Origin of the sequence: Arthrobacter citreus (assembly GCF_038405225.1) — a bacterium.
GTDB classification, from domain to species: Bacteria; Actinomycetota; Actinomycetes; order Actinomycetales; family Micrococcaceae; genus Arthrobacter_B; species Arthrobacter_B citreus_A.
In genome coordinates this window covers 1,631,955-1,652,428 of the sequence record NZ_CP151657.1, presented here as the reverse complement: position 1 = coordinate 1,652,428, position 20,474 = coordinate 1,631,955, and the positions used below count along the sequence as shown (strand labels likewise).

Genomic DNA, 20,474 nt, shown 5'->3' with positions numbered 1-20,474 from the left:
CTCACTTCAAACGGTCAAACGCTTCCAACAGCCGGGTGACCGAACCGCCCAGATTCCATTCCTTGCCCAGCTTCTCCAGCTCGGCCCGCGCGTCTCCGGTAATCGGGCGCAGCTCGGCCCCGGCGTCGTCGGGCGTTGGCAGGTCCAGGTCGCGGACCACCCGGACAACGGTCGGGGCCACCGCCAGATAGTCGGCTGCCGCAGTGAGCTTCACCCGCATCGAAGCGGACAACCCGCTCTTCGGATCCTCCGAGGCCGCCAGCAGCGACTCGAGCGAACCGTACTCGCCCAGCAGCGATGCCGCCGTCTTTTCGCCAATCCCGGAGACGCCGGGCAAACCGTCGGAGGCATCTCCGCGCAGCGTGGCATAGTCCGCGTACTGCACCGGCAGCACCCGGTACTTCTCGACAATGGACGCCTCGGTCAGCACATCCAGGTTCTTCATGCCGCGGGCGGTGTAAATCACGCGCACGTTCCGGTTGTCGTCGATCAGCTGGAACAGGTCCCGGTCACCGGTTACCACGTCCACCGGCAGGTCCGCGGAGCTGGCGTACGTGCCGATCACGTCGTCGGCCTCATGTTCCGGAGCGCCGACGACGGCGATGCCGGCCAGTTCCAGCGTGCGCAGGATCATCGGGATCTGCGCCTCCAGCGGATCCGGGACCACCTCGACGTCGGGCCCGGCCTCCACCACCTCGGCGACCCGGTGTGTTTTGTAGGTGGGGAGCAGGTCCACCCGCCACTGGGGCCGCCAGTCATCGTCCCAGCAGGCGATCAGATGAGTGGCCTCGTAGTCGGTGGTGAGCCGGGCAATCATGTCCAGCAGGCCGCGCACGGCGTTGACCGGGGTGCCGTCGCTGCGGCGGATCGTATCGGGAACGCCGTAGAAGGCGCGGAAGTACAGGGACGCGGTATCGAGCAGCATCAAGCGCGGGGGCATACGCCGATCCTTGCATGAATTGTCCGGCGCGGGGAGGAGGCGGTGGGGGCCGGTAAGTCGCAGTTGGGCCCAGTTGTTCGCAGCGGGGGAGGAGGTCGCCTAGGCTGGCCGGGAACGTCTGCGCCGCCGTCGGGAAGGACCCTTTTGATCACCAGCGCTGGAATCCTGCTGTACCGGCGCTCTGGCGCCGGACTGGACGTGTGGATCGGGCACATGGGCGGGCCGTTTTGGGCCCGGAAGGATACCCACGCCTGGTCGATTCCCAAGGGGGAGTACCTGGAGGGCGAGGAGCCCCTGGCTGCGGCCCTGCGCGAGTTCGGCGAGGAAATGGGCTCGCCGGCGCCCGACGCCGAGTACAGCCTGCTGGGCACCTTCCGGCAGTCCTCGAAAAAGTCGATTACCGTGTTTGCCGCTGAGGCCGGGTTCGCGCCGGACCGGATCTACAGCAACACCTTTGCACTGGAGTGGCCGCCGGGCTCGGGCAAAGTGCGGGAGTACCCGGAGATTGACGACGCCGGGTGGTTCCCCGAGTCCGTGGCCCGCACCAAGCTGGTCAAGGGACAGGTGCAGGTCCTGGATGCGCTGATGCGCAGCCTCGGCGGGCCTGCGGCAGGGATCTGAAAAAGTTGGCAACCGGAAGGACGCAACCATGAAAATCGGGATCATCGGAGCGGGAGGCGTCGGAGCATACTTCGCCGCTGCCCTGTCACAGGCAGGTCATGACGTCCATCTCCTCGTGACACCCCGCCACCTGGCACCCCTAAGGCAGAACGGAATCCGTCTCACCACCGGTGAGGGGCGGGACGAGCTGATTCCTGTCGCAGGTGTATCCACGGATGCTTCCGTCATTGGGCCGTGCGATGCCGTCATCGTCGCCTGCAAGGCGGGCTCCGTGGAAGAGGTCCTGGCGGCAGCCCTGCCACTTCTGGGCTCGGACACGCCGGTCCTGCCCCTGCAAAACGGGGTCACGGCGGCCGAACAGATCGCTGCCGCCGCCGGTCCCGGGCATGCCTTAGGCGGGCTGTGCATGATCATCTCTTACCTGGTCGAACCAGGTCATGTGCACCATGTCGGGGGCCAACCCGCCGTCACCCTCGGCGAACTCGACGGCACACCCACCGCCCGCACCCGGGAGCTCGCTGACGCACTAACCTCCGCCGGTATTACGGCTCGGATCTCGGGTGATATCACCACGGACCTGTGGCGGAAGTTCATGCTCATCACCTCCTACGGAGGCGTTGGCGCACTCTGCCGCAAGAACGTCGGCGAAACCCGCAGCCACCCGCCCACCCGGGCGCTGGTCGAGGACGCCATGCGTGAAGTCGCCGCCGTCGGGGCCGCTGCCGGCGCAAACCTCACCCATGACGATGTGGACTTCACCATGGGCCAGTACGACGCATTCACCCCCGACAGCACGGCATCCATGCAGCGCGATCTCATCGCAGGACGTCCCTCCGAACTCGAGGAACAAAACGGCGCGGTCGTCCGGATCGCAGCCGAGCACGGCGTGCCGGTTCCCATCAACAGCACGATCTATCGTGCGCTCAGCATTCTGGACGCCCCACTCATTCCGTAAGCTCCTGCTCACTGGTCTCGGCTGTATCGGGCAGCCAGCTTCGAAGCAACATCCAGATGCTTTCGTCCTGCCCTGATTCGGCAAGGGCGTCGCGGGTAGAGCCCATCCTTGGCTTTTGAGAATGGTTCTCATATAGTGAGGGCATGCATCTCATTATCCTCACGTCCCTTGACGTGCTTAGCCGGAACACTGCCGCGTCCCTGGTGGCGGATGAGTTCCCTCATGTTCCGGTGGTTCTCCATGATCTATTGGACGGCGGTGTGGTGATGCGCCGGATTCATTCTGACGATCAGCTCATCGAGCGTGAGTCGACGGTACTGGAGCATGGCTGCTTAAGCTGCACCGTCCGCTTCGACCTCGCCCCGGCCCTTTTGCGTCTGGCGGCCGCGGGGGAGACCAGAGCCATTGTTGGTCTTCCGCCGGGTACCACTGCGGAAAACGCCATCGACGGATTACGCGCGGTCGCCCCGGGCGTGTTCACCGTGGATACAGTGGCTCTCGCGGCAAGGCCCGAGGATATTGAGGACCAGTTGTGGGATCACCACACGTTGTTTGGTGCGGGTTACACGGCAGTGCCGGAGGATTCACGAACGCCAGGTGAATTCCTGATGGGAGAGCTGCTTTTCGCGGATACGATCCTGACAACCAGCAGCGAGTTGATATGTGATGACGCAGCCTTGTCGGCGCGCGGTCAGCAACTCCTGCGCGAGTTGGCTCCACATGCCCGCCTGGTGCCCAGTGACGGTCTTGACGCCGCAGCACTAGGCTCACACAGCTGCGAACAGGCGCGTAACCGGAACCTTCCCGGAGCGGTTTTCACGCCGACCCTGTCGTCGCAGCCGTTCCGCACAGTCGAACATCGAGTCAGCCGCCCGTTACATCCGGAGCGGTTCCAAACTGCCTTAGGTGCCATCTCTGTGGGGTGTTGCTTTGTTCGCGGCAGCGCCTGGATCGCGGGAATGTTGGACTTGCGGGTGGCTGTGCACGGGGTCGGCCCCCGTATTTCTTTGGGGGACGGCGGAGCGTGGGGTGCGGAACCCCCGCAAGACGAACTGTGCCGGGGCACCCATTTGGCCCTTACCGGTGATGACCTCGACGACGACGACATTGCTGGTCTACTCGATGCCTGCGCCCTGACTGATGAGGAACTGGAATCCGCACGCATCACCTTCCCAGCCCCCTTTGCCCCCGAGCACCACTAACAACAACTCATAAGGAGCATCATGAAAGTACGTAACTCACTGCGGTCCCTGAAGAAGATTCCCGGCGCCCAGGTTGTGCGTCGTCGAGGGAAGACCTTCGTCATCAACAAGAAGAACCCTCGAATGAAGGCCCGCCAGGGTTAAGGGCGGCCGCGATGAGGAGACAACCCCGGACCAGCCAAACCCGCTCCGGCACTTCCCCCGGCCGTGCTCCGGGTGAAGATCGGGGGAAGAGGCAATGAACGGGTCCGCGGGTGTTGTCGTTGCGATGTGCACCGGCCACCGCTGTGCTGCGCTAACCCGGTCCCTGGACGACGGCGGACTGCCGGGGGCCGTGGCGCGGTCACCGGGCGCGGTCCTGATCTCTGCACCCTGCTTGCAGCAGTGCGCTCACGGCGCTGTTGGGGCTGTCGCGATTCGTGCTGAAAGGGCTGGGTCCACCGGCCGGTCCGTCTGGTTGGGCGGGCTCGACGGTGAAGGGCGCCTGCAGGACCTGGGTCACTGGGTCGAACACTGGCGCCCCGATGCGAAGGAAGCCAACACGCTGCCGGAGACCCTCCATGACGCTCTGATCGGGTACGGACCGCCCATCACCCTGACACCGGCGGGGTCATAACGTGTCGACCCCGTAATGCGCGGAGGTGAGCAGCCTGTCCCCGTGATGGTCCTCAGGGGGGTGGCATTGATGGCCACTACGGCGAGCGAGAAGATCTGGTGCTCGCCGTAGTGGCCATCGTCATTGGCGCCGCGGTGCCCGTCATGGACGGATGGCTGCCGTGCTGCAGGGCCTTCCGCAGCAGCGGGTGTCACCAATGCGTCACGTAGTTGCTAATGAGATCCATTTGCATTTAGGTTGTAGCCATGTCGATTTCTAAACCACCACTTGCACTGTCCACGGCCATTGCCGCGGCACTTCTTATATCCGCATGTTCCTCAACTGCTTCGGGGGATTCGAGCGGCTCCACACCGTCGGCTTCGGGCTCCGGCTCCGCGGCAGCCGACGGGCATCACACCGAAGGCGAAGGTCAAACTGAGGTTGCGGCGCTGGCGCCCCGCGCCGTTCTGACGTACGACGGCGGCATGATGACTGTTGACACCGAATCCGGTGAGGTCCTTGCCACCACCGAGATGGACGGCTTCCTGCGCGTCAACAACGCCGGAGACGGCCGGCACGTCATGGTCAGCTCCACCGGGGGATTCAGCCTCTTCGATTCGGGACTGATTGTTCAGGGTCATGGGGACCACAACCACTACTTCGAGAGCGCACCGACCCTCACCGAGGAAACCGTCGAGGCTCCCGAGCCTGGCCACGTAGTGGTCCATGACGGCAAAACCGCCCTATTCTCTGACGGAACCGGCGCTATCACGGTGATGGATTCCGAAGCCATCAACGACGGCGAAATCAGCGACGACGAGATCGAGGAATACTCCACCGACAGCGCTCACCACGGTGTGGCCGTTCCTCTGGCCAGCGGGGATCTTCTCCTCACGCAAGGCACTGCTGACGCCCGCAACACCGTTCAGGTGCAGTCCCCGGAAGGTGATGTGATCGCCGAAACCACGGACTGCCCCGGCGTCCACGGGGAAGCCGCCGCCGCACCCACGGCTGAGGGCGACGTGGTCGCGCTCGGCTGCGAGAACGGACCTGTCGTCTTCCGGGACGGCGAGTTCCACAAGGTCACTGTCGAAGAGGACTACCAGCGCTCGGGCAACCTGTTCGGTCACCACGCATCATCGATCATCCTCGGCGACTACAAGGTGGACGCCGATGCTGAGAAGGAACGCCCCACGAGGATCGGCCTGTTTGATACCCTCTCTGACTCGGTCACCACCGTGGATCTCGGGTCCGCCTACTGGTTCCGCTCACTCGCACGCGGCGCCGACGGTGAAGCCCTGGTCCTGACCTACGACGGACAGCTCAACGTCCTCGATGAAGAGACCGGCGAAATGATTCACGAGATCGATGTAGTCGACGCGTGGGAAGAGCCGGACGAATGGCAGTCACCGGGCCCGATCGTCAAGGTCGGCGCGGACGGATTCGCCTACGTGACTGATGCCGCTGCCCAGAAGCTCCACGTCATCGACATTGAAGCCGGCACTGTCCTGGATAGCTTCGACCTGCCTGAGACACCGACCGAGCTCGTTGTTGTCACCGGCGACCCGGAGTCATCACGCCACGAGGACCACGAGGGTCACGATCACGGGGACCACGAAGGCCATGAGGGTCACGATCACGAGAACGAAGAGCACAAGGGATAGAACCTTGAGCCGTGTCCAGAGCCGGGATTCACGCTGAGTCCTGCTGATCCCGCAACACTTTCCCGGCGGTCTCGGTTCACCCGAGACCGCCGGGTTCCGCTTTTACTATCACGATGAGGATACCAATGACGGCCTTACTGCGTCGCTCACTAGTTCTACCCGCTGCAGTACTTACCTTGGCTCTTTCCGCCTGCGGCTCGAGCGGGGGCACCGCTGACGGCAGCGGCAGTGAAACAGCTGTGAAAGCGTTAGCTTCTTTTTACCCCCTGCAATTTGTCATGCAGACCGTCGGAGGGGACGCCGTCGACGTCGGCTCGGTAACGCCTCCGGGCGCGGAGCCGCACAACCTTGAGCTCTCCCCGGCCATGGTGAGCGATCTGGCTGAAGCGTCGGTGGTGGTGTATTCGTCCGGCTTCCAGCCTGCCGTTGATGAGGCAATCGAAGAGACCAATCCGGACCACGCCATCGATGTTGCCGAATCAGTGAATCTGCAGAACGCCGACGGATCCAGTCTCAGCGAAGGGGCGGGTAACGCCTCGGCTGATCCTCATTTCTGGCTTGACCCCACCCGGTTGGCGGCAGTTGCTGAGCAAGTTGAAGTGACCCTCAGCGAGATTGACCCCGACAACGCGGCGACGTACGAAGCCAACGCGGACCAACTCATTCAGGAACTTTCAGCCCTGGATGAAGACTATGCCGCGGGTCTGGCCACGTGTGAGCGGGACACCATTGTCGTCTCGCACGAAGCCTACGGATATCTGGTCACACGGTACGGCCTGCAGCAGATGGGCATTGCGGGAATCGATCCCGAATCCGAGCCTGCCCCTGCGCGAGTGGCGAAGATCCAGCGGGTCATCGAAGGTGAAGATGTCTCAACGATCTTTACCGAATCGCTGGTAAACCCTAAGGTCGCCGAAACCATAGCCGCTGACCTGGGGATCCGGACCGCGGTGCTGGATCCGCTGGAAACCTTGGCTGATCCCAATACCGACTACCTCTCGGTGATGCGCTCCAACCTGGCCGCCTTACAGGAGGCGCTCGGCTGTGAATAGTCAGACTACGGCTGCACCAGCGGTCCTCCTCGAAGATCTTTCTGTCGACCTCGGGGCTGGTGCAATCCTCAGCGGAATTAATCTGCAGGTAGCCCGCGGTGAGACAGTGGCACTCCTGGGCGCTAATGGTTCGGGTAAGACCACCTTGGTGAAGGCGCTGATGGGTTTGGTCCCGCTCAGCTCCGGGAGGGCGGTCCTGTACGGCTCCGATGTCTCGGCCCGGAGCACGGTCCCGTGGTCACGTATCGGATACGTGCCTCAGCGCGTCAACTCAAGTCCTTCGATGTCAGCAACGGCCGAAGAGGTCGTCATGTCCGGGTTGCTCAGCGGTCGGCGCCTGCGCCCGGGACCGGGGAGCCGGGACCGAGTGCGGAATGCCCTCGCGGAGGTGGGTCTTGCCGAGCGTGCAGACGAGAGCGTGCACTTGTTCTCGGGCGGCCAGCAGCAGCGTGTCCTGATCGCCAGGGCCCTGATCCGTGAGCCGGGCCTGCTGATCGTTGATGAACCACTATCAGGCATCGATCGGGCGTCCAAAGCTGCGCTGGCTGCCAGTCTGCAACGACTACGCGGCGCCGGAACAACCATCGTGGTGGTACTGCACGAGCTGGCCGAACTGGGCAGCATGATTGAGCGTGCCGTGGTCCTTGAGCAGGGGAAAGTACTCCAGGACGGCCCGCTGGCAGGGATGCATCAATGAGCGCGGAATTCTGGGATACGTTCGTGGCCATGCTCGCAAGCCCGCTCATGCAACGCGCGCTGATAATTGCTGTGCTGGTCGGAACAACGGCACCGGTGATTGGGACCTACCTGGTGCAACGCAAGCTGGCCCTCCTCGGCGATGGCATTGGGCATGTTGCGCTCGTAGGGGTCGCAATGGGCTGGCTGGTCGGCGCGGCCGCGGGCAGCGCATCGGTGGACGCTTGGGCCATACCTGGGGCGATCTGCGCCTCCGTCGCTGGAGCTCTCATGATCGAATACGTCCGAGAGAAGGGCAAAAGCAGTGCCGACGTGGCCCTTGCCCTTTTGTTCTACGGCGGAATCGCCGGCGGTGTGCTCATCATCGGCCTTGCCGGGGGGACCTCAGCCAACCTCACCGGGTACCTCTTCGGCTCCATTTCCACGGTGGATCAGCTCGATGTCTGGTTGACCGTGGGCCTTTCAGCGCTCATCCTGGGCGTCGGTCTGGGACTTCGGCCGGCACTCTTCGCCCTCTGCCACGATGAGGAATTCGCCCGGGCAAGCGGGCTCCCCGTCCGGGCCCTGAACATTCTTGTCGCTGTCACTGCAGCGCTGACTGTCGCAATTTCCATGCGGGTGGTGGGAGTGCTCCTGGTGTCGGCGCTCATGATCGTACCGGTCGCAGTCGCGCAACTGATCGCGACCTCATTCCGGCACACGATGGTATTTGCCATGGGTATCGGCGGGACCGTCTGCGTTATCGGACTATCCATCACTTACTTCCACCCACTGTCCCCAGGCGCCACGATCACCATGATCTCGATTGCGCTCTACGCGGCTCTCGCAGTGTTGCGGCCTGTCCTTCGGCCCTTCCACAGCCGCGCGAAGCCACACGGAACGGGAGGAAGCCCACCTATCGAGGAAGGAAGGATGAGCGATGCGCAATACCCGGCGGCGCACAGCACTGATGGAACTGCTGGAAAGTAGTGGCCGTTTCCAGTGCGCCCGAGAGCTTCACGCAACCCTGTCCAGGCAGGGTGAACCGCTGGCGCTTTCCACGGTCTACCGCGCGCTGCAGCAGTTCGTTGAGAGCGGCGATGTTGACGTATTCCACTCGCCGGACGGCGAAACCCGCTACCGCCGGTGCGGTCGAACGGACCATCACGGCCACTTGATCTGCCGCATCTGTGGGAAAGCGGAGGAGCTGGGGGTAGCCGCAGTCGATATTGATATATGGGCTGCTGAGCTCAGCCGGGACCGCGGCTTCAAGAATATTTCCCATGTCACTGAGATAGCCGGAACCTGCGCGGATTGCGAGTCGCACTAGTTGCAAACCTGTCGCCTGGAAGGTCTCCCGGTAGCGTCGTTAGGCGTCACACGAGGGGGTATTTAGAAAACTCAATCCCCTTGAACTTTATAAATTGCTGTGCGAGGGTTCAGGGATGAAACCTAACGCCCCGCACGTGAGAACGACGGACCGCTTACCTCTCGGTGCTTCCTACTGGAAGCTTTGGACGTCAACGGGGCTCTCCAACCTCGCGGATGGGGTGTTTAAGATTGCGTTACCGCTCATGGCGATTCAGCTCACGCAGTCTCCGACGCTGATCGCCGGACTCACCGTTGCCGCAACCCTTCCGTGGCTTTTCTTCGCATTGACCGCCGGAGCACTGGCAGACCGGGTTGATCGACGGAAGCTCATGCTGTGGGCCAACCTGAGCCGGGCTGTCCTGCCCGCTTTGCTGATAGCGGTGATCCTTCTCGACCTCGGGTCCATCTGGGCCCTGTATGTTGTCGCTTTGACGGTGGGGGTGGCGGAAACCCTGTACGACACCTCGGCGCAATCGATCCTGCCCCAAATCGTGAACAAAGGTCAGCTTTCACGCGCCAATGGACGGCTCTACGCAGCTGAACTCACAGCCAATCAGTTCATCGGCCCTCCGCTCGGTGGGCTGCTGATAGGTGTGGGTGTAGCAGCGGGTTTTGCTGTCCCGGCGGCGCTGTGGCTGGCAGCGGTGGGCGGCCTGCTCCTGTTGCCCGGCGGCTTTCGAGTGGAACGAGAACAGAAGACGACACTGCGGTTCGACATCAAGGAGGGCCTGCGGTTTCTCTGGAATCAGAAAATTCTTCGCACACTCGCAGTCATGACCGGCGTCGTTAACTTTGCGTCCAGCGCTGCCTTCGCTGTCCTCGTTCTGTTCGCCGTCGGGCCTGGTTCAGAAATGGGGCTATCCGAAGTTGGTTTCGGCATACTGCTGACGACCTCCGCCGTCGGTGCCTTTATCGGCTCGTTCATCTCTGAATCAGTGGAGGCGAAACTGGGCCGGTCCAAATCCCTGGCGCTGAGCATCCTGGGCTGCGCACTGTTCGTCGGGGCGCCGGCACTGACCAACAACCCCTACGTACTGGGACTCGTGCTCCTCGTGGGAGGGGTACTGATTGTGTTGTGGAATGTCATCACAGTGTCGCTGCGCCAACGCATAGCCCCAAACCGGCTACTGGGCAGAGTCAACAGTGCCTACCGTCTTCTAGCCTGGGGAACCATGCCCATCGGAGCAGCCGCCGGGGGACTGCTGGCACAATGGCTGGGCCTTCAAGCCATGTTTGGCATTATGGGAGTGCTCACCCTCGCCCTGTTGCTGATGATGCCCATCCTCACGGACAAGGCCATCAGTGCCGCCGAGGTGGACCACGAATAAACGGGGTGGCTAGGCGGGCCAGGGAAGTTTGTGGTGCAAGGCATGCAGGGTCACGGTTCCGCCGTAAAGGGGGGAGGTGCCGAGTTCCGAAAAACCCCAGTGTGCATACATTTCCCGCACCCGGGATGCCTGGCCGAAAACCCCCAGGACGGCATCCTGTTCGACGCGGCCCGAGAGGAGCTCCCGGATGCACTGTTTGGCCACCCCACGGCTCCGAAAGCTCTCGGCGACAGCAAGTTCCTGGACAATAACGGTTGTCGACGGCGCGATTACCCCTTCCAGTGTTGGCACCATAACGTCGAGCCGCCGCAGCCAGGAGCTGTCCTGGTCAAGCCTCTGCGATAACGCAAAGCCGATCACGCGTCCGTCGTGTCTCGCCGCGATAAGCCGGCCGCCAGGACTGGCAAGTGCGGCGGGACCCCATTGAGCAATACTCTGGAGTGCGTCCGGCGCTTCATTGTAAGGAGGAGCTGCGAAGCTCGAGACGAAGAGACTGACGATCTCAGCCCAAATCTCGTCCGGGGCACCATGCTCAAACCGGACGTATTCAACTTCCTGGTCAGTGGCTCTCATAGTGGCTCAGGCTATCTCCTGCAACAGCTAGGCTGTGGCTATGACTGCATGGAGCCGCTACGTGTTCGGGGTCTCGATCGTCTTCGGTGTGGGCGTGATGTTCCTCGCTGAGAAGCTCCCGGAATGGTGGGGGCCGCTGTCGGTCGTCGTCATGGTCCTGGCTGCCTCTGCTTTCCTCACGTGCTCCCTGCTCGAGTACCGGCGCGGGACCGCGGAAGCAGGCACTTTGGAGAAGCAGGTCGCCCCATAACTCCTCGCTAAGGATCTCCCAGGAGGATCTTCGCCTGTCTGGCCCAGCACCTTTGTGCTACCCGATTTCGCCCAAGTGCTTGCGCAGGGACAGCAAACGGAATCCAATAGCCCAATGACGAAAGATCCCGGCACGGCCACATCAAAAACACAAACCGGACTGAAGCGGGCCATCGGTGTGCCGCTGCTGTTCGCGTTTATCGTGGGCGACACCCTCGGCGCCGGCATCTACACCCTCGTGGGGACCATGGCGGCCGACGTCGGCGGCGCAATTTGGATACCCCTGCTGATCGCGCTGGTGGTTGCGCTGCTCACTGCCGCGACTTACGCGGAACTGATCACCAAGTACCCGCACGCCGGGGGAGCCGCGCGCTACGCCGACCGGGCTTTTGGCATCCCCTATGTGTCCTTCCTCGTGGGCTTCCTGATGATGGCCTCGGGAATCACCACAGCCGCTGCCCTCGCGAACGCCTTCGCGGGCGATTACCTCACAGCGCTCATCGATGTGCCGGCAGCCCCCGCAGCGGTCGCATTCATCATCCTGCTGACCCTGATCAACCTTCGCGGCGTCAAGGAGTCCCTCGCCGCGAACCTCGTCGCTTCCATCATTGAGGTAACCGGTCTCGTCATTGTGATCGTCGTCGCCGCCATTGTCTTTACCTCCGGCAACGGGGAACCTTCCCGGCTCCTCGAGTTCGCACCGGATGTACCGCCTCTCCAAGGCGCCTTCGCGGCATCGATCGTCGCTTTTTTCTCCTTCCTCGGCTTCGAGGCGGCGGCAAACATGGCCGAGGAAGTGCGGAACCCCTCCAAGGCCTACCCCCGCGCACTTTTCGGCGCCATCTGCACCGCCGGCGTCGTTTATCTCCTCATTGCTTTGGGCGCGGTCATCGTGATGCCCCCGGCCGAACTGGCCGAGTCCACGGGACCCCTGCTCGACGTCGTCGCCGCCAGTGGCGTCGGAATCCCACCTGGAGTATTCAGCATCATCGCCCTGATTGCCATTGCCAACGGAGCACTGCTGTTCATGGTTATGGCCAGCCGTGTCGGCTACGGATTGGCGGAAGCAGAACTGCTCCCTCGGGCCTTCGCCCGCGTGCTGCCGGGCCGCCGCACCCCCTGGGTCTCCATTCTTGTTGTTGCCGGACTGACGATCGTCCTCACCCTCGTGGGAAATGTCGCCACATTGGCCGAAACCACCGTGCTGCTGCTGCTACTGGTGTTCCTGTCCGCAAACGTCAGCGTCCTCGTCCTCAAAAAGGACAAAGTGGACCATGACCACTTCAGCGCCCCGCGAATCATGCCAATCCTCGCGATCATTGCGAGCATCGCGCTCCTCTCCCAGCAGACCGGCATCATCTGGCTCGGCGCCGCGGCCTACATCGTGGTTGGATCCCTGTTGTTCCTCGCTGCCCGGGCGGGACGCAAACGCGAGGAACGCCTGAACGCGGGCTAAAGCACCCTCCAGCGCATAGGCTTCGCCCATGGCCAACACTGCGCCCCGATCCAAGAAGGCCTGGGTCTTGATCTGCGGTCTGATCGTTTTGTTGAACGCCCTGAATTACGGTCTTCAATCCGGGCTGTGCGTCGATTACATACCCGAATCCGGAGCGGTCTCATCTTGCGTGTCTGGACCGGCCCTTGGCTGGCCAGGCAGTTTCTTCTTGGCACTGATCAGTCTCGTTGCGCTCGGGTACTGCATCAATCGCTTACACCGAGCGTCCCGCTGAGGACTCAAACTTTGAAGGGGATCGCACTTGTCAGCATCACCGCTCCATGCCTTTGATGACCTCGTGCAAGAAGCGAACACCGTTCCACTGGCAGGATGGGACTTTAGTTTCCTCAAGGGTCGTACCGTGGGAGACGCTCTCCCCTGGAACTACCAACAGATGGCATCGGGCTTAGTCTCCCGTGGACACCGAACGCTCGACATTGATACTGGCGGTGGAGAAATCTTCGAGTCTCTTCAACCCCGGCGTGGGAGTGTGGCCGTCGAGCCCTACAACCCGAACTTTGCTCTCAGCACGCAGCGTCTCCAGCCCCTTGGCGTAGAAGTAAAAGAACGCACATCTGCACTTTTGCCTCTCGGGGATGCCTCCTTCGACCTGGTCCTCAACCGCCACGGCTACCTGAATCTTGAGGAGTTCCGCCGGGTGCTGACCCCTGGGGGCGTGCTGCTGACGCAGCAGGTTGGAGGACTGAACGACCTCGAGTTCAACGAAGCGCTGGGGATCCCGGCAACAATTAGCGCCAATGCGCCGGCCTCTGCTCTGGACCTTCGAAAAAGCTTAAGCCGAGCAGGATTCGTCAACTGCCAGGTGAGCGAAGCAATGGTCTCAACACGTTTTCTTGATGTGGGAGCTGTCGTATATCAGTTGCGTGCGGTTCCGTGGCAAGCACCTGGTTTCGATGCCACGATTCACCGACGTCATCTCCGGCGCATTCACGAGCAGATCGGCCAAACCGGCGGGTTCGAAGTTCGCAGCCAGCGTTTCCTCGTCATGGCTACCAGGCCCATGGAGTCGGTTTAGACAGAGTCCAGAGGAAGCGTCCGGTCCACGGACCTCTGAGGAAGCTTGAGATGTTCGCCTAGGGTGGAGACAGCATCCGATCTTCGGGGCGCAAAAAGGGGGACTCTAATGCCGGTATGGATGGCAACTGAAGGTGCAAACCCGGTCATTCCCGATCGGTGGGAGTTCACCGTTCTTGGCATCGGGGCGCTCGTGCTGCTCTTTCTCATCGTGGCTGTCATCGACATTGCGCGCTCTCGCCACCTCTCCGGCGTCGCACAGGCGGTGTGGGCACTCGTGGTGCTGGCCTTCCCCGTGATGGGTCCGGTTCTGTGGCTGGTCATCGGCCGCCGCGCCAGCACCACCAATCACAACGCCGGAAACAGCACTGAAGGCAGCGCCAGATAAGGGGTGCCCCCTTCAGTCCTGCTGGAAGGTGACCTGCATGAGCGGGCTGCCGGTCATCCACTCTTCGAGGGGCTGGACTGGCTGAGAGATGTAGGCACGGTGCAGCGGGGACGACGACGGAGTGATGGCTAGGGCGCGGTCGATGCGTTCATCCATCACAACAGCACCCCACCGGACACCTCGATGCGCTCACCTGTTGCCCAGCGGAACTCGTGGGACACCAGGGCGGAGATGGCGTCCGCGATGTCCGCCGGGTCGCCCACCCGACCGAGAGCGGTTTGGCCGGACAATGAGGCGCGCATGTCTTTGCTGTCGCGCATGGCTCCGCCGTTGAAGTCGGTTGCGGTAGGTCCGGGGGCGATCGAATTGACCCGGATGCCCCGCGGACCCAGTTCGACGGCGAGGCTGCGGGTAAGTGCCTCGAGCGCCTTCTTCGATGCCGCATAGACGGAGGTGGCCGGGCTGACGTGGCGGCTGAGTGAACTCGAGACGTTCACGATGCTTGCTCCCTCCGACAAATGGGGGAGGAAGGCCTGGATGACGAAGAGTGGACCACGGACGTTGACGGCGAAGGTGGTATCGAAATCTTCTGCCGTGATGGCGCCCAGCGGTGCGAACAGTCCCACCCCGGCGTTGTTGACCAGCACATCAATAGTGCCGGCGTTCCACTCCTGCCCGATCCCGGCGAGCACTGCGGCGCGGGCCGCCTCGATGGAGGACAGATCTGCGACGTCCAGCTGGATGGCGATGGCTTCGCCGCCCATTTCAAGGATTTCGTCAACGACCTCGCCCGCACCACCCCTCGAGGCGGCGACGACGTTGATCTTGTTCCGGGCCAAAGCGAGCGCGGTGGCCCGTCCGAGTCCACGGTTGGCTCCGGTTACCAGGGCAATGCGGGTCATGTCGACTCCTATAAGTAAATGGATACTTACTTGTAAGCTAGTGTCTGGGCACGGGCCCGTCAATACCTACCGAGGGGAAACGCATGGCACGTGACGCTGAAGCCACGAGGGAGCGGATACTCACCGCGGCGACCGAGGAATTTGCGGCCCACGGTTTCGCCGGCGGACGGGTGGAGCGGATCGCAGGCCAGGCGCAGAGCAACGTGAGGATGATCTACGCGTACTACGGCAGCAAGAGCGGCCTGTTCGATGCCACCGTTGCGGACGCCCTGCGCCGCATGGCCGAAAATGTCCCCCCGCGGCCCGGGGACCTCGCGGGCTGGGCCGGGGACGTGTTTGACCATCACCAGCGCTTCCCTGAGGTGCTCCGCCTGAGCATGTGGGCTCAGCTCGAGCGGCCGGAGGCCACCGCTGAGCCGAGCGATGTCTACCGGAACAAGGCGCTCACCGTGGCAGCGGCGGCCGCACGCCCCCTGTCGGCCGTGGACGTCCTGGTCTTCATTTACGCCATCGCGCAGGCCTGGCAGCTGTCGCCGGAGGGGCTTACCGGTCTGGCGGAAAACCCGGTTCGCGGCGGGGAAGTTGCCGCTCGCCGGCAAGCGGTAGTCACCGCCGTCGAGCGCATGCTGCAGGCCGGCACCTAAAGCGATGGAAGCCGCAGGGCTGAGCCGCCACCAAACGGACGGCGCCGCTCACCCGGAGTTCGCGGGCCTTGATGCCTCGCGGTGGCGTGTTTCGGCCCGCAGCCCCAGGTAGGTCCCGGCGATGATGAGTGCGGCACCGGCGATTCCCGGCAGGGCGAGGGTTTCCCGGCCAATGGTGACTCCGATGAGGACGGCCCAGATGGGTTCGGTTCCCATAAGGAGGCTGACCCGGGACGCTGATGTTTGTTGAATGGCCCAGGTTTGGATGAGGAAGGCGAACACGCTGCACGCCAGCCCCAGGTAAAGAACACCCATCCATTCACCCGCGTCGAAGCTCTTTACTGCTCGGAGCACACCCGGGTAATCAGCTGAGGTATAGATGACGGCGCAGACCGCGCTCTGGATGAGGGTCAAATTCAGTGCGCGGTAGCCGCGTCCCCGGGTAAGAGCGGAGACTGCGGTGACATGGATGGCGCGTACGAAGGCTGCCGCGAGCACGAGCATGTCCCCAAGGGTTGGCGTGGCGAACCCGTCGCCGGAGACCAGCAGGCAAACACCCGTGACAGCGATGACGCCAGCGGCGAATACCGCGCGCGGCACCCGTACCCGGAAGGCCACGCTTTCAGTAAAGGGGGTAAAAACAATGACGAGACTGATGATCAGTCCGGCGTTTGTGGCGCTGGTGCCGGCGATCCCGTGGGTTTCGAGGATGAGTACCGCAGCCTGCGTGAGGCCCAGGATGACGCCGACGACGATTTCGCGGCGTCCGCTCCGGCGGCGGTTCCAAAACAACCAGATCAGTGCCAGGGCCGCCGTGGTGATGAGGAAGCGCAGCGAGAGGATTACGGTGACGCCCACCGTGTCGGTGAGGGTTTTGGCTGCAAGGTAGCTGCTGCCCCACACAATGGCGACCAGGAGCAGGAAAAGGTCCACCCTGTGCGCAGCAAGGAACGAAGCAAACGGGCTTTGTCGTCCACCACGTACTCGCTGGAGGGGAATCTGTAAGGGAGAGATCACGCCCTAAGCCTTACGGGGCCACATCGGTAAGACAAGAGGGCAATCGGTGAACTAATGGTTTAGGTTGTCCTTATGGATCTTCATCAGTTGCGTTTACTGAGGGAGCTGGGCGACCGCGGCAGCCTGGCCGCCGTCGCCCGCTCACTTCATGTCTCGGCATCGGCGGTTTCGCAGCAACTCACGGCGCTGCAGCGCCGGGTAGAGGTTCCTCTGACCGAACGGCGGGGGAGGAATCTCGTCCTGACCAGTGCCGGTCAGGCGCTGGCCCGAGCTGCCGTCGACATCAGCGTCGCGATGCACTCCGCCGAGCAGGCCGTCAGCCAGTACCTTCAGGATCCCAGCGCGACAGTGAGCCTTTGTGCGTTCAACAGTGCCGGCCTGACCTACTTTGGCCCCCTCCTTCAGGCCCTGTCCGGTCCTGGCAGCCCGCGGCTGACCTGCTACGACAGGGACGTGGGACAGGAGGATTTCCCGGCCCTGACCGCCGATTACGACTTGGTTATCGCGCACCGCCTCGAGCACAGTCCACCGTGGCCCGACTCGGTCACCGTCCGGCCGCTGCTGCGCGAGCCCCTGGACGTCGCCATGTCGGGCCGGCACCGGCTGGCCGGCGCACCAAGCGTCAGCATCGCCGACCTCACCAATGAAGAATGGGTGTCCGTTCAGGACGGTTTTCCTCTCCTGCCAGCCCTGCAGGCCATTGCCGTCCATGCCGGTCAGCCCCTCAACATCACGCACCGGATCAACGAGTTCTTCATTGCCGCCGCAGTCGTGGCGGCCGGCCCGGCCATCGCGCTGATGCCCCGCCACACCGCGTCCCCGCCGCCCGGCAGCGGAATTGTCCTCAAGCCGATCCGTGATTTGCCGTTAGCCAGGCGCGTTGACATCCTCTGCCGGCCGGAAGCCCTCCAGCGGACCGCAGTCCAACAGGTTGTTGACGCCCTTCGACGGATGCAGGTGGACGATGTGGGATGCTCGGGGTCATGAGCACACCACGCCTTCGACCCGCGGAAGTAAGCGATCTGCCGTTCATCTTCCGCCAGGAGCGGGAGTACATCGAGACCATCGAGCCGGATGCCCATCAGGGGTGGCTGGCTGCTCTGGACCTAAACCTGGCGGACTGGATCGATTCCCTTCCCCGGACGCTGTTCTGCATTGATGCAGACGGGAACCCGCTCGGGTACGCGATGTGGAGCATCGATGGTGACACCGCAACCCTGGTTTCGATCAATGTCCTCGGCAGCCGTCGTCGCGAAGGACTCGGGCGGCTCCTCCTGGAGGCGTTTGAACAGGCGGTCGCTCCCAGCGGTGCCCGCGTTGTGGAGCTTGGTGTTCACCGAACCAACCAGGCACGCCTGCTGTACGAGGGCGCGGAGTATGAGAGCACGGGCGACGACGGCGAGTACGTGCTGTTCCAGAAGGTCCTCAGCCGTTAGAACGAGCCAATGCCTTTCCCGATCATCACCACGCCGATGACCAGCAGCAACACGGTCATTACGGTTGCGTTGTTGTGCAGCAGCCAGGTGCGGAGTGATTCCAGCGGGCTGGCCATACGGGCGGAGGCAGCGAGGTAGGCAATGACGGGGCCGGCGACTGTGACCGATGCGATGATGGTGTAAATGATGACCGTGACGGTCACCTGACCGCTGCCAAGAGCTGCCGAGCCTATGGACAGGCCTGCGCCCACGCCCATCAAAAGATTCTTGGGGTTCAGGCCGGACAGCGCGACGCCGAGGGCTAGCCCGCGGACAGGCGTCATGGTGTCGATGGCGCTCATCCATTTCGGCATGGCGGGCTCATCGCCCTCTGCGGGCCGGGACCGCCATTGCTTCACTGCGAGGAACAGCAACCCGGCACCGAGCAGGATCTTGATGATTCCCGCGATGGGTTTTGACTCGTCGCTGTCGCCTTGATGGATGATCGAGGACAGCAGGGTAAAAACCACGACGGCGACAACGATGCCGAGCAGCCAACCGATCAGGAAGCCGATGCTGGTGCCGCGGGCCTGGGGGGAGAGCAGCATGAGGATCGCCGCGATGACGGGAATCGGACTGATAGCGATCCCGAGCGCGAGGGGAAGGATCTCTCCGATAACAACAGTCATGGTTTCTCCTGGTCATGTCCTGCGGACGGGTCAGCCAGAGCGGCGAGTGCCTCCCTGTTGGTGGAGTAGAAGGTTGCGCCGCGGGCCATTCCCAAAGCACTCATGCGATCGACAATTCGCCGGCGGGGACGGCTGTAAGACAATTCCACCCTGCGTCGGGAGAGCCAGTCCGCAAGGGCGCCGAATGCTTCGGCACCCGTGACATCGACGTCAGTCACCGCTGGGGTCGATGACGACGTGGTGAACCTCCGGGATCGAAGACACCGCTCGCTGAACTGCTTCGGTCAGCACCGACCCATTGGCAAAAAACAGTGGCGCTGCCATTCGGATGACGAGCACTCCCGGAGCCGTGGGTGACCCGACGGGCGCGGGGTCAAGGAGGGACGAGCCGGGCCCGTCGTCCACGGCGAGGATGTCGATGGCCGGTGTGGAGGCTCGTCTGGCGAGGTTGACGAGGGCAAGCACGAAGGCAATGAGGATGCCGGGAATGGCGCCGATGAGGAGGGTGGCCAGGAAGCAGACAGCGGCGATAAGGAATTCGAAGCGGTCCTGCCGCCACAGCATAAGGAAGTCGCGGATGCCGAGCAGCGGCAGGATTGCGACGCCGACAATCGCTCCGATGGCCGGTGACGGAATGTGTTCGAGCAGGGCTGTCCCGTACAGGAGGAGCAGCAGCGTTCCCCCTGCTGCCACGATGGTGGGAAGCTGTGTCCGGGAGCCCAGCTGATCCATGGCAGCGGTCCGGGAGGTGGAGGAGCCGACCGCAAAGCCGCCGGTGGCTCCGGCCGCGGCATTGGCGGCACCGAACGCGAGCAGGTCGCGGTTGGGTCTTGTGCCGTAACCACGCTTCTGGCTGTAACTGCGGGCGACAAGCAGTCCTTCCGCCATCGTCACCATGGTCAGGGCGATTGCCGACGGTATGAGCACAAGCCACATGTTCCAGTCGACAATCGGCCAGGTAAGGGATGGAGGTCCGGCGTCGACCGGGCCAAGGACGGAGACTCCCTCTGCCTCGAGCCCGCTCGTTGCGACAGCCGTTGTCGCGGTGATCAGAACGATGAGCGCCCAGGGCACGGCGGGCGCCAAGTGTCGTCCGTACATCAGCACCGTGACTGCCAGGGCAGAGAGCAACACCGACCAGCCGTTGAGGGCCGGCAGTCCCAGTAGGAGCCCGCGGATCTTTTCGGCAAACCCACCACCGGAGTTGATCGTGACGCCGATCATTTTGGCGAGCTGGCTCACGAGAATGTCCAGCGCAAGCCCGCCAACAAATCCGATAAGTATCGGTTTGGACAGGAAGTTGGCCAGGAACCCGAGCTTAAAAACCGCAGCGAGTATGAACAGTGCTCCGGAGAGGATGGCCTGTGCGCCGGCCAGGGCGAGATAATCGGCGTTGCCTGCAACTGCCAGGCCACCGATGGAGGAGGCGACGAGGGCTGCCGCCGCGGCATCGGGGGATGCGACGACTTGACGCGATGACACCAGCAGAGCGTAAACGAGACCTGGAACCACCAGGGCGTATAAGCCCGCCGTGGCCGGCAGGCCGGCAATTTGGGCGTACCCGATGTTCAGCGGCACAGCGATGGCCAGCAGTGTCACGCCGGCGACGGCCTCGCTGGCGGCATTGCGCCGGGTGAGCCCCGCCAACGGTCGCTGCATGGGGG

The 20,474-nt window shown here is 63.1% G+C and carries 25 protein-coding genes; 18 read left to right on the top strand and 7 right to left on the bottom strand.

Annotation, left to right across the window (positions count from 1 at the left end; genetic code table 11):
• Position 1: 1 nt before the first annotated feature.
• Entirely contained in the window at positions 2-940 is a 939-nt protein-coding gene (locus tag AAE021_RS07630) for a 5'-3' exonuclease (RefSeq protein WP_342025015.1), read from the bottom strand.
• Between the two features lie 144 nt (positions 941-1,084).
• Between AAE021_RS07630 and AAE021_RS07625 the strand changes: the two genes are divergently transcribed.
• The 11 genes from AAE021_RS07625 to AAE021_RS07575 all read left to right on the top strand — a co-directional run bounded on the left by AAE021_RS07625 (position 1,085) and on the right by AAE021_RS07575 (position 10,403).
• Positions 1,085-1,561: an NUDIX domain-containing protein gene (locus AAE021_RS07625; protein ID WP_342025014.1), complete on the top strand. Its 477-nt coding sequence runs from the start codon at positions 1,085-1,087 to the stop codon at positions 1,559-1,561.
• A gap of 28 nt (positions 1,562-1,589) precedes the next feature.
• Entirely contained in the window at positions 1,590-2,516 is a 927-nt protein-coding gene (locus AAE021_RS07620; protein ID WP_342025013.1) for a 2-dehydropantoate 2-reductase, read from the top strand.
• 143 nt (positions 2,517-2,659) lie between these two features.
• The gene (locus AAE021_RS07615) at positions 2,660-3,718 is read left to right on the top strand and encodes a GTP-binding protein (protein WP_342025012.1); all 1,059 of its coding nucleotides are present in this window, start codon (positions 2,660-2,662) and stop codon (positions 3,716-3,718) included.
• A 21-nt stretch (positions 3,719-3,739) separates the two neighbouring features.
• Positions 3,740-3,862, top strand: coding sequence for a type B 50S ribosomal protein L36 (ykgO, locus tag AAE021_RS07610; RefSeq protein ID WP_083850955.1), 123 nt, complete (start codon positions 3,740-3,742; stop codon positions 3,860-3,862).
• Positions 3,863-3,956: 94 nt separating this feature from the next.
• Positions 3,957-4,334, top strand: coding sequence for a hypothetical protein (locus tag AAE021_RS07605; protein WP_342025010.1), 378 nt, complete (start codon positions 3,957-3,959; stop codon positions 4,332-4,334).
• A gap of 245 nt (positions 4,335-4,579) precedes the next feature.
• Positions 4,580-5,977, top strand: a complete 1,398-nt coding sequence (locus AAE021_RS07600) for a hypothetical protein (RefSeq protein WP_342025009.1) — start codon at positions 4,580-4,582, stop codon at positions 5,975-5,977.
• A 278-nt stretch (positions 5,978-6,255) separates the two neighbouring features.
• Positions 6,256-7,029, top strand: a complete 774-nt coding sequence (locus AAE021_RS07595) for a metal ABC transporter substrate-binding protein (protein WP_342025008.1) — start codon at positions 6,256-6,258, stop codon at positions 7,027-7,029.
• Entirely contained in the window at positions 7,022-7,726 is a 705-nt protein-coding gene (locus tag AAE021_RS07590; protein WP_342025007.1) for a metal ABC transporter ATP-binding protein, read from the top strand. Before AAE021_RS07595 ends, AAE021_RS07590 begins: the two co-directional genes overlap by 8 nt.
• On the top strand, positions 7,723-8,694 hold the full coding sequence (locus AAE021_RS07585) for a metal ABC transporter permease (protein WP_342025006.1): 972 nt from the start codon (positions 7,723-7,725) through the stop codon (positions 8,692-8,694). Before AAE021_RS07590 ends, AAE021_RS07585 begins: the two co-directional genes overlap by 4 nt.
• Entirely contained in the window at positions 8,645-9,034 is a 390-nt protein-coding gene (locus tag AAE021_RS07580) for a Fur family transcriptional regulator (protein WP_342025005.1), read from the top strand. The genes AAE021_RS07585 and AAE021_RS07580 overlap by 50 nt, the downstream gene beginning before the upstream one ends.
• A gap of 115 nt (positions 9,035-9,149) precedes the next feature.
• Positions 9,150-10,403 carry an MFS transporter gene (locus AAE021_RS07575; protein ID WP_342025004.1) on the top strand — a complete coding sequence of 418 codons (1,254 nt, stop codon included), beginning with the start codon at positions 9,150-9,152 and terminating at the stop codon, positions 10,401-10,403.
• Positions 10,404-10,412: 9 nt separating this feature from the next.
• On the opposite strand, the gene AAE021_RS07570 is transcribed toward AAE021_RS07575, so the two are convergent.
• Positions 10,413-10,976, bottom strand: a complete 564-nt coding sequence (locus tag AAE021_RS07570; protein ID WP_342025003.1) for a GNAT family N-acetyltransferase — start codon at positions 10,974-10,976, stop codon at positions 10,413-10,415.
• A 40-nt stretch (positions 10,977-11,016) separates the two neighbouring features.
• Between AAE021_RS07570 and AAE021_RS07565 the strand changes: the two genes are divergently transcribed.
• The 4 genes from AAE021_RS07565 to AAE021_RS07550 all read left to right on the top strand — a co-directional run bounded on the left by AAE021_RS07565 (position 11,017) and on the right by AAE021_RS07550 (position 14,143).
• A complete protein-coding gene (locus tag AAE021_RS07565) occupies positions 11,017-11,226 on the top strand; it encodes a hypothetical protein (RefSeq protein ID WP_342025002.1) in 210 nt (69 codons plus the stop codon).
• 114 nt (positions 11,227-11,340) lie between these two features.
• A complete protein-coding gene (locus AAE021_RS07560; protein WP_342025001.1) occupies positions 11,341-12,681 on the top strand; it encodes an APC family permease in 1,341 nt (446 codons plus the stop codon).
• Between the two features lie 301 nt (positions 12,682-12,982).
• Positions 12,983-13,756 (top strand): class I SAM-dependent methyltransferase, encoded by a 774-nt coding sequence (locus tag AAE021_RS07555; protein ID WP_342025000.1) that lies wholly within the window; start codon positions 12,983-12,985, stop codon positions 13,754-13,756.
• Positions 13,757-13,876: 120 nt separating this feature from the next.
• A complete protein-coding gene (locus AAE021_RS07550; protein ID WP_342024999.1) occupies positions 13,877-14,143 on the top strand; it encodes a PLDc N-terminal domain-containing protein in 267 nt (88 codons plus the stop codon).
• A 12-nt stretch (positions 14,144-14,155) separates the two neighbouring features.
• On the opposite strand, the gene AAE021_RS07545 is transcribed toward AAE021_RS07550, so the two are convergent.
• Together AAE021_RS07545 and AAE021_RS07540 are read right to left on the bottom strand one after the other, a co-directional pair.
• Positions 14,156-14,299: a hypothetical protein gene (locus AAE021_RS07545; RefSeq protein ID WP_342024998.1), complete on the bottom strand. Its 144-nt coding sequence runs from the start codon at positions 14,297-14,299 to the stop codon at positions 14,156-14,158.
• Positions 14,299-15,045, bottom strand: a complete 747-nt coding sequence (locus tag AAE021_RS07540; RefSeq protein WP_342024997.1) for an SDR family NAD(P)-dependent oxidoreductase — start codon at positions 15,043-15,045, stop codon at positions 14,299-14,301. The genes AAE021_RS07545 and AAE021_RS07540 overlap by 1 nt, the downstream gene beginning before the upstream one ends.
• Before the next feature lie 83 nt (positions 15,046-15,128).
• On the opposite strand from AAE021_RS07540, the gene AAE021_RS07535 reads away from it, so the two are divergent.
• The gene (locus AAE021_RS07535) at positions 15,129-15,689 is read left to right on the top strand and encodes a TetR family transcriptional regulator (protein ID WP_342024996.1); all 561 of its coding nucleotides are present in this window, start codon (positions 15,129-15,131) and stop codon (positions 15,687-15,689) included.
• Between the two features lie 48 nt (positions 15,690-15,737).
• On the opposite strand, the gene AAE021_RS07530 is transcribed toward AAE021_RS07535, so the two are convergent.
• Positions 15,738-16,622, bottom strand: a complete 885-nt coding sequence (locus AAE021_RS07530; protein WP_342024995.1) for a DMT family transporter — start codon at positions 16,620-16,622, stop codon at positions 15,738-15,740.
• Positions 16,623-16,778: 156 nt separating this feature from the next.
• Here AAE021_RS07530 and AAE021_RS07525 point away from each other — a divergent pair, with 156 nt between their 5' ends.
• A complete protein-coding gene (locus AAE021_RS07525; protein ID WP_342024994.1) occupies positions 16,779-17,693 on the top strand; it encodes a LysR family transcriptional regulator in 915 nt (304 codons plus the stop codon).
• Positions 17,690-18,142 carry a GNAT family N-acetyltransferase gene (locus tag AAE021_RS07520; protein ID WP_342024993.1) on the top strand — a complete coding sequence of 151 codons (453 nt, stop codon included), beginning with the start codon at positions 17,690-17,692 and terminating at the stop codon, positions 18,140-18,142. The genes AAE021_RS07525 and AAE021_RS07520 overlap by 4 nt, the downstream gene beginning before the upstream one ends.
• On the opposite strand, the gene AAE021_RS07515 is transcribed toward AAE021_RS07520, so the two are convergent.
• Together AAE021_RS07515 and AAE021_RS07510 are read right to left on the bottom strand one after the other, a co-directional pair.
• Complete coding sequence (locus tag AAE021_RS07515) at positions 18,139-18,810, bottom strand: GAP family protein (RefSeq protein ID WP_342024992.1); 672 nt, start codon at positions 18,808-18,810, stop codon at positions 18,139-18,141. The genes AAE021_RS07520 and AAE021_RS07515 overlap by 4 nt on opposite strands.
• 210 nt (positions 18,811-19,020) lie before the next feature.
• Positions 19,021-20,469, bottom strand: coding sequence for a SulP family inorganic anion transporter (locus AAE021_RS07510; RefSeq protein WP_342024991.1), 1,449 nt, complete (start codon positions 20,467-20,469; stop codon positions 19,021-19,023).
• Between the last annotated feature and the right edge of the window lie 5 nt (positions 20,470-20,474).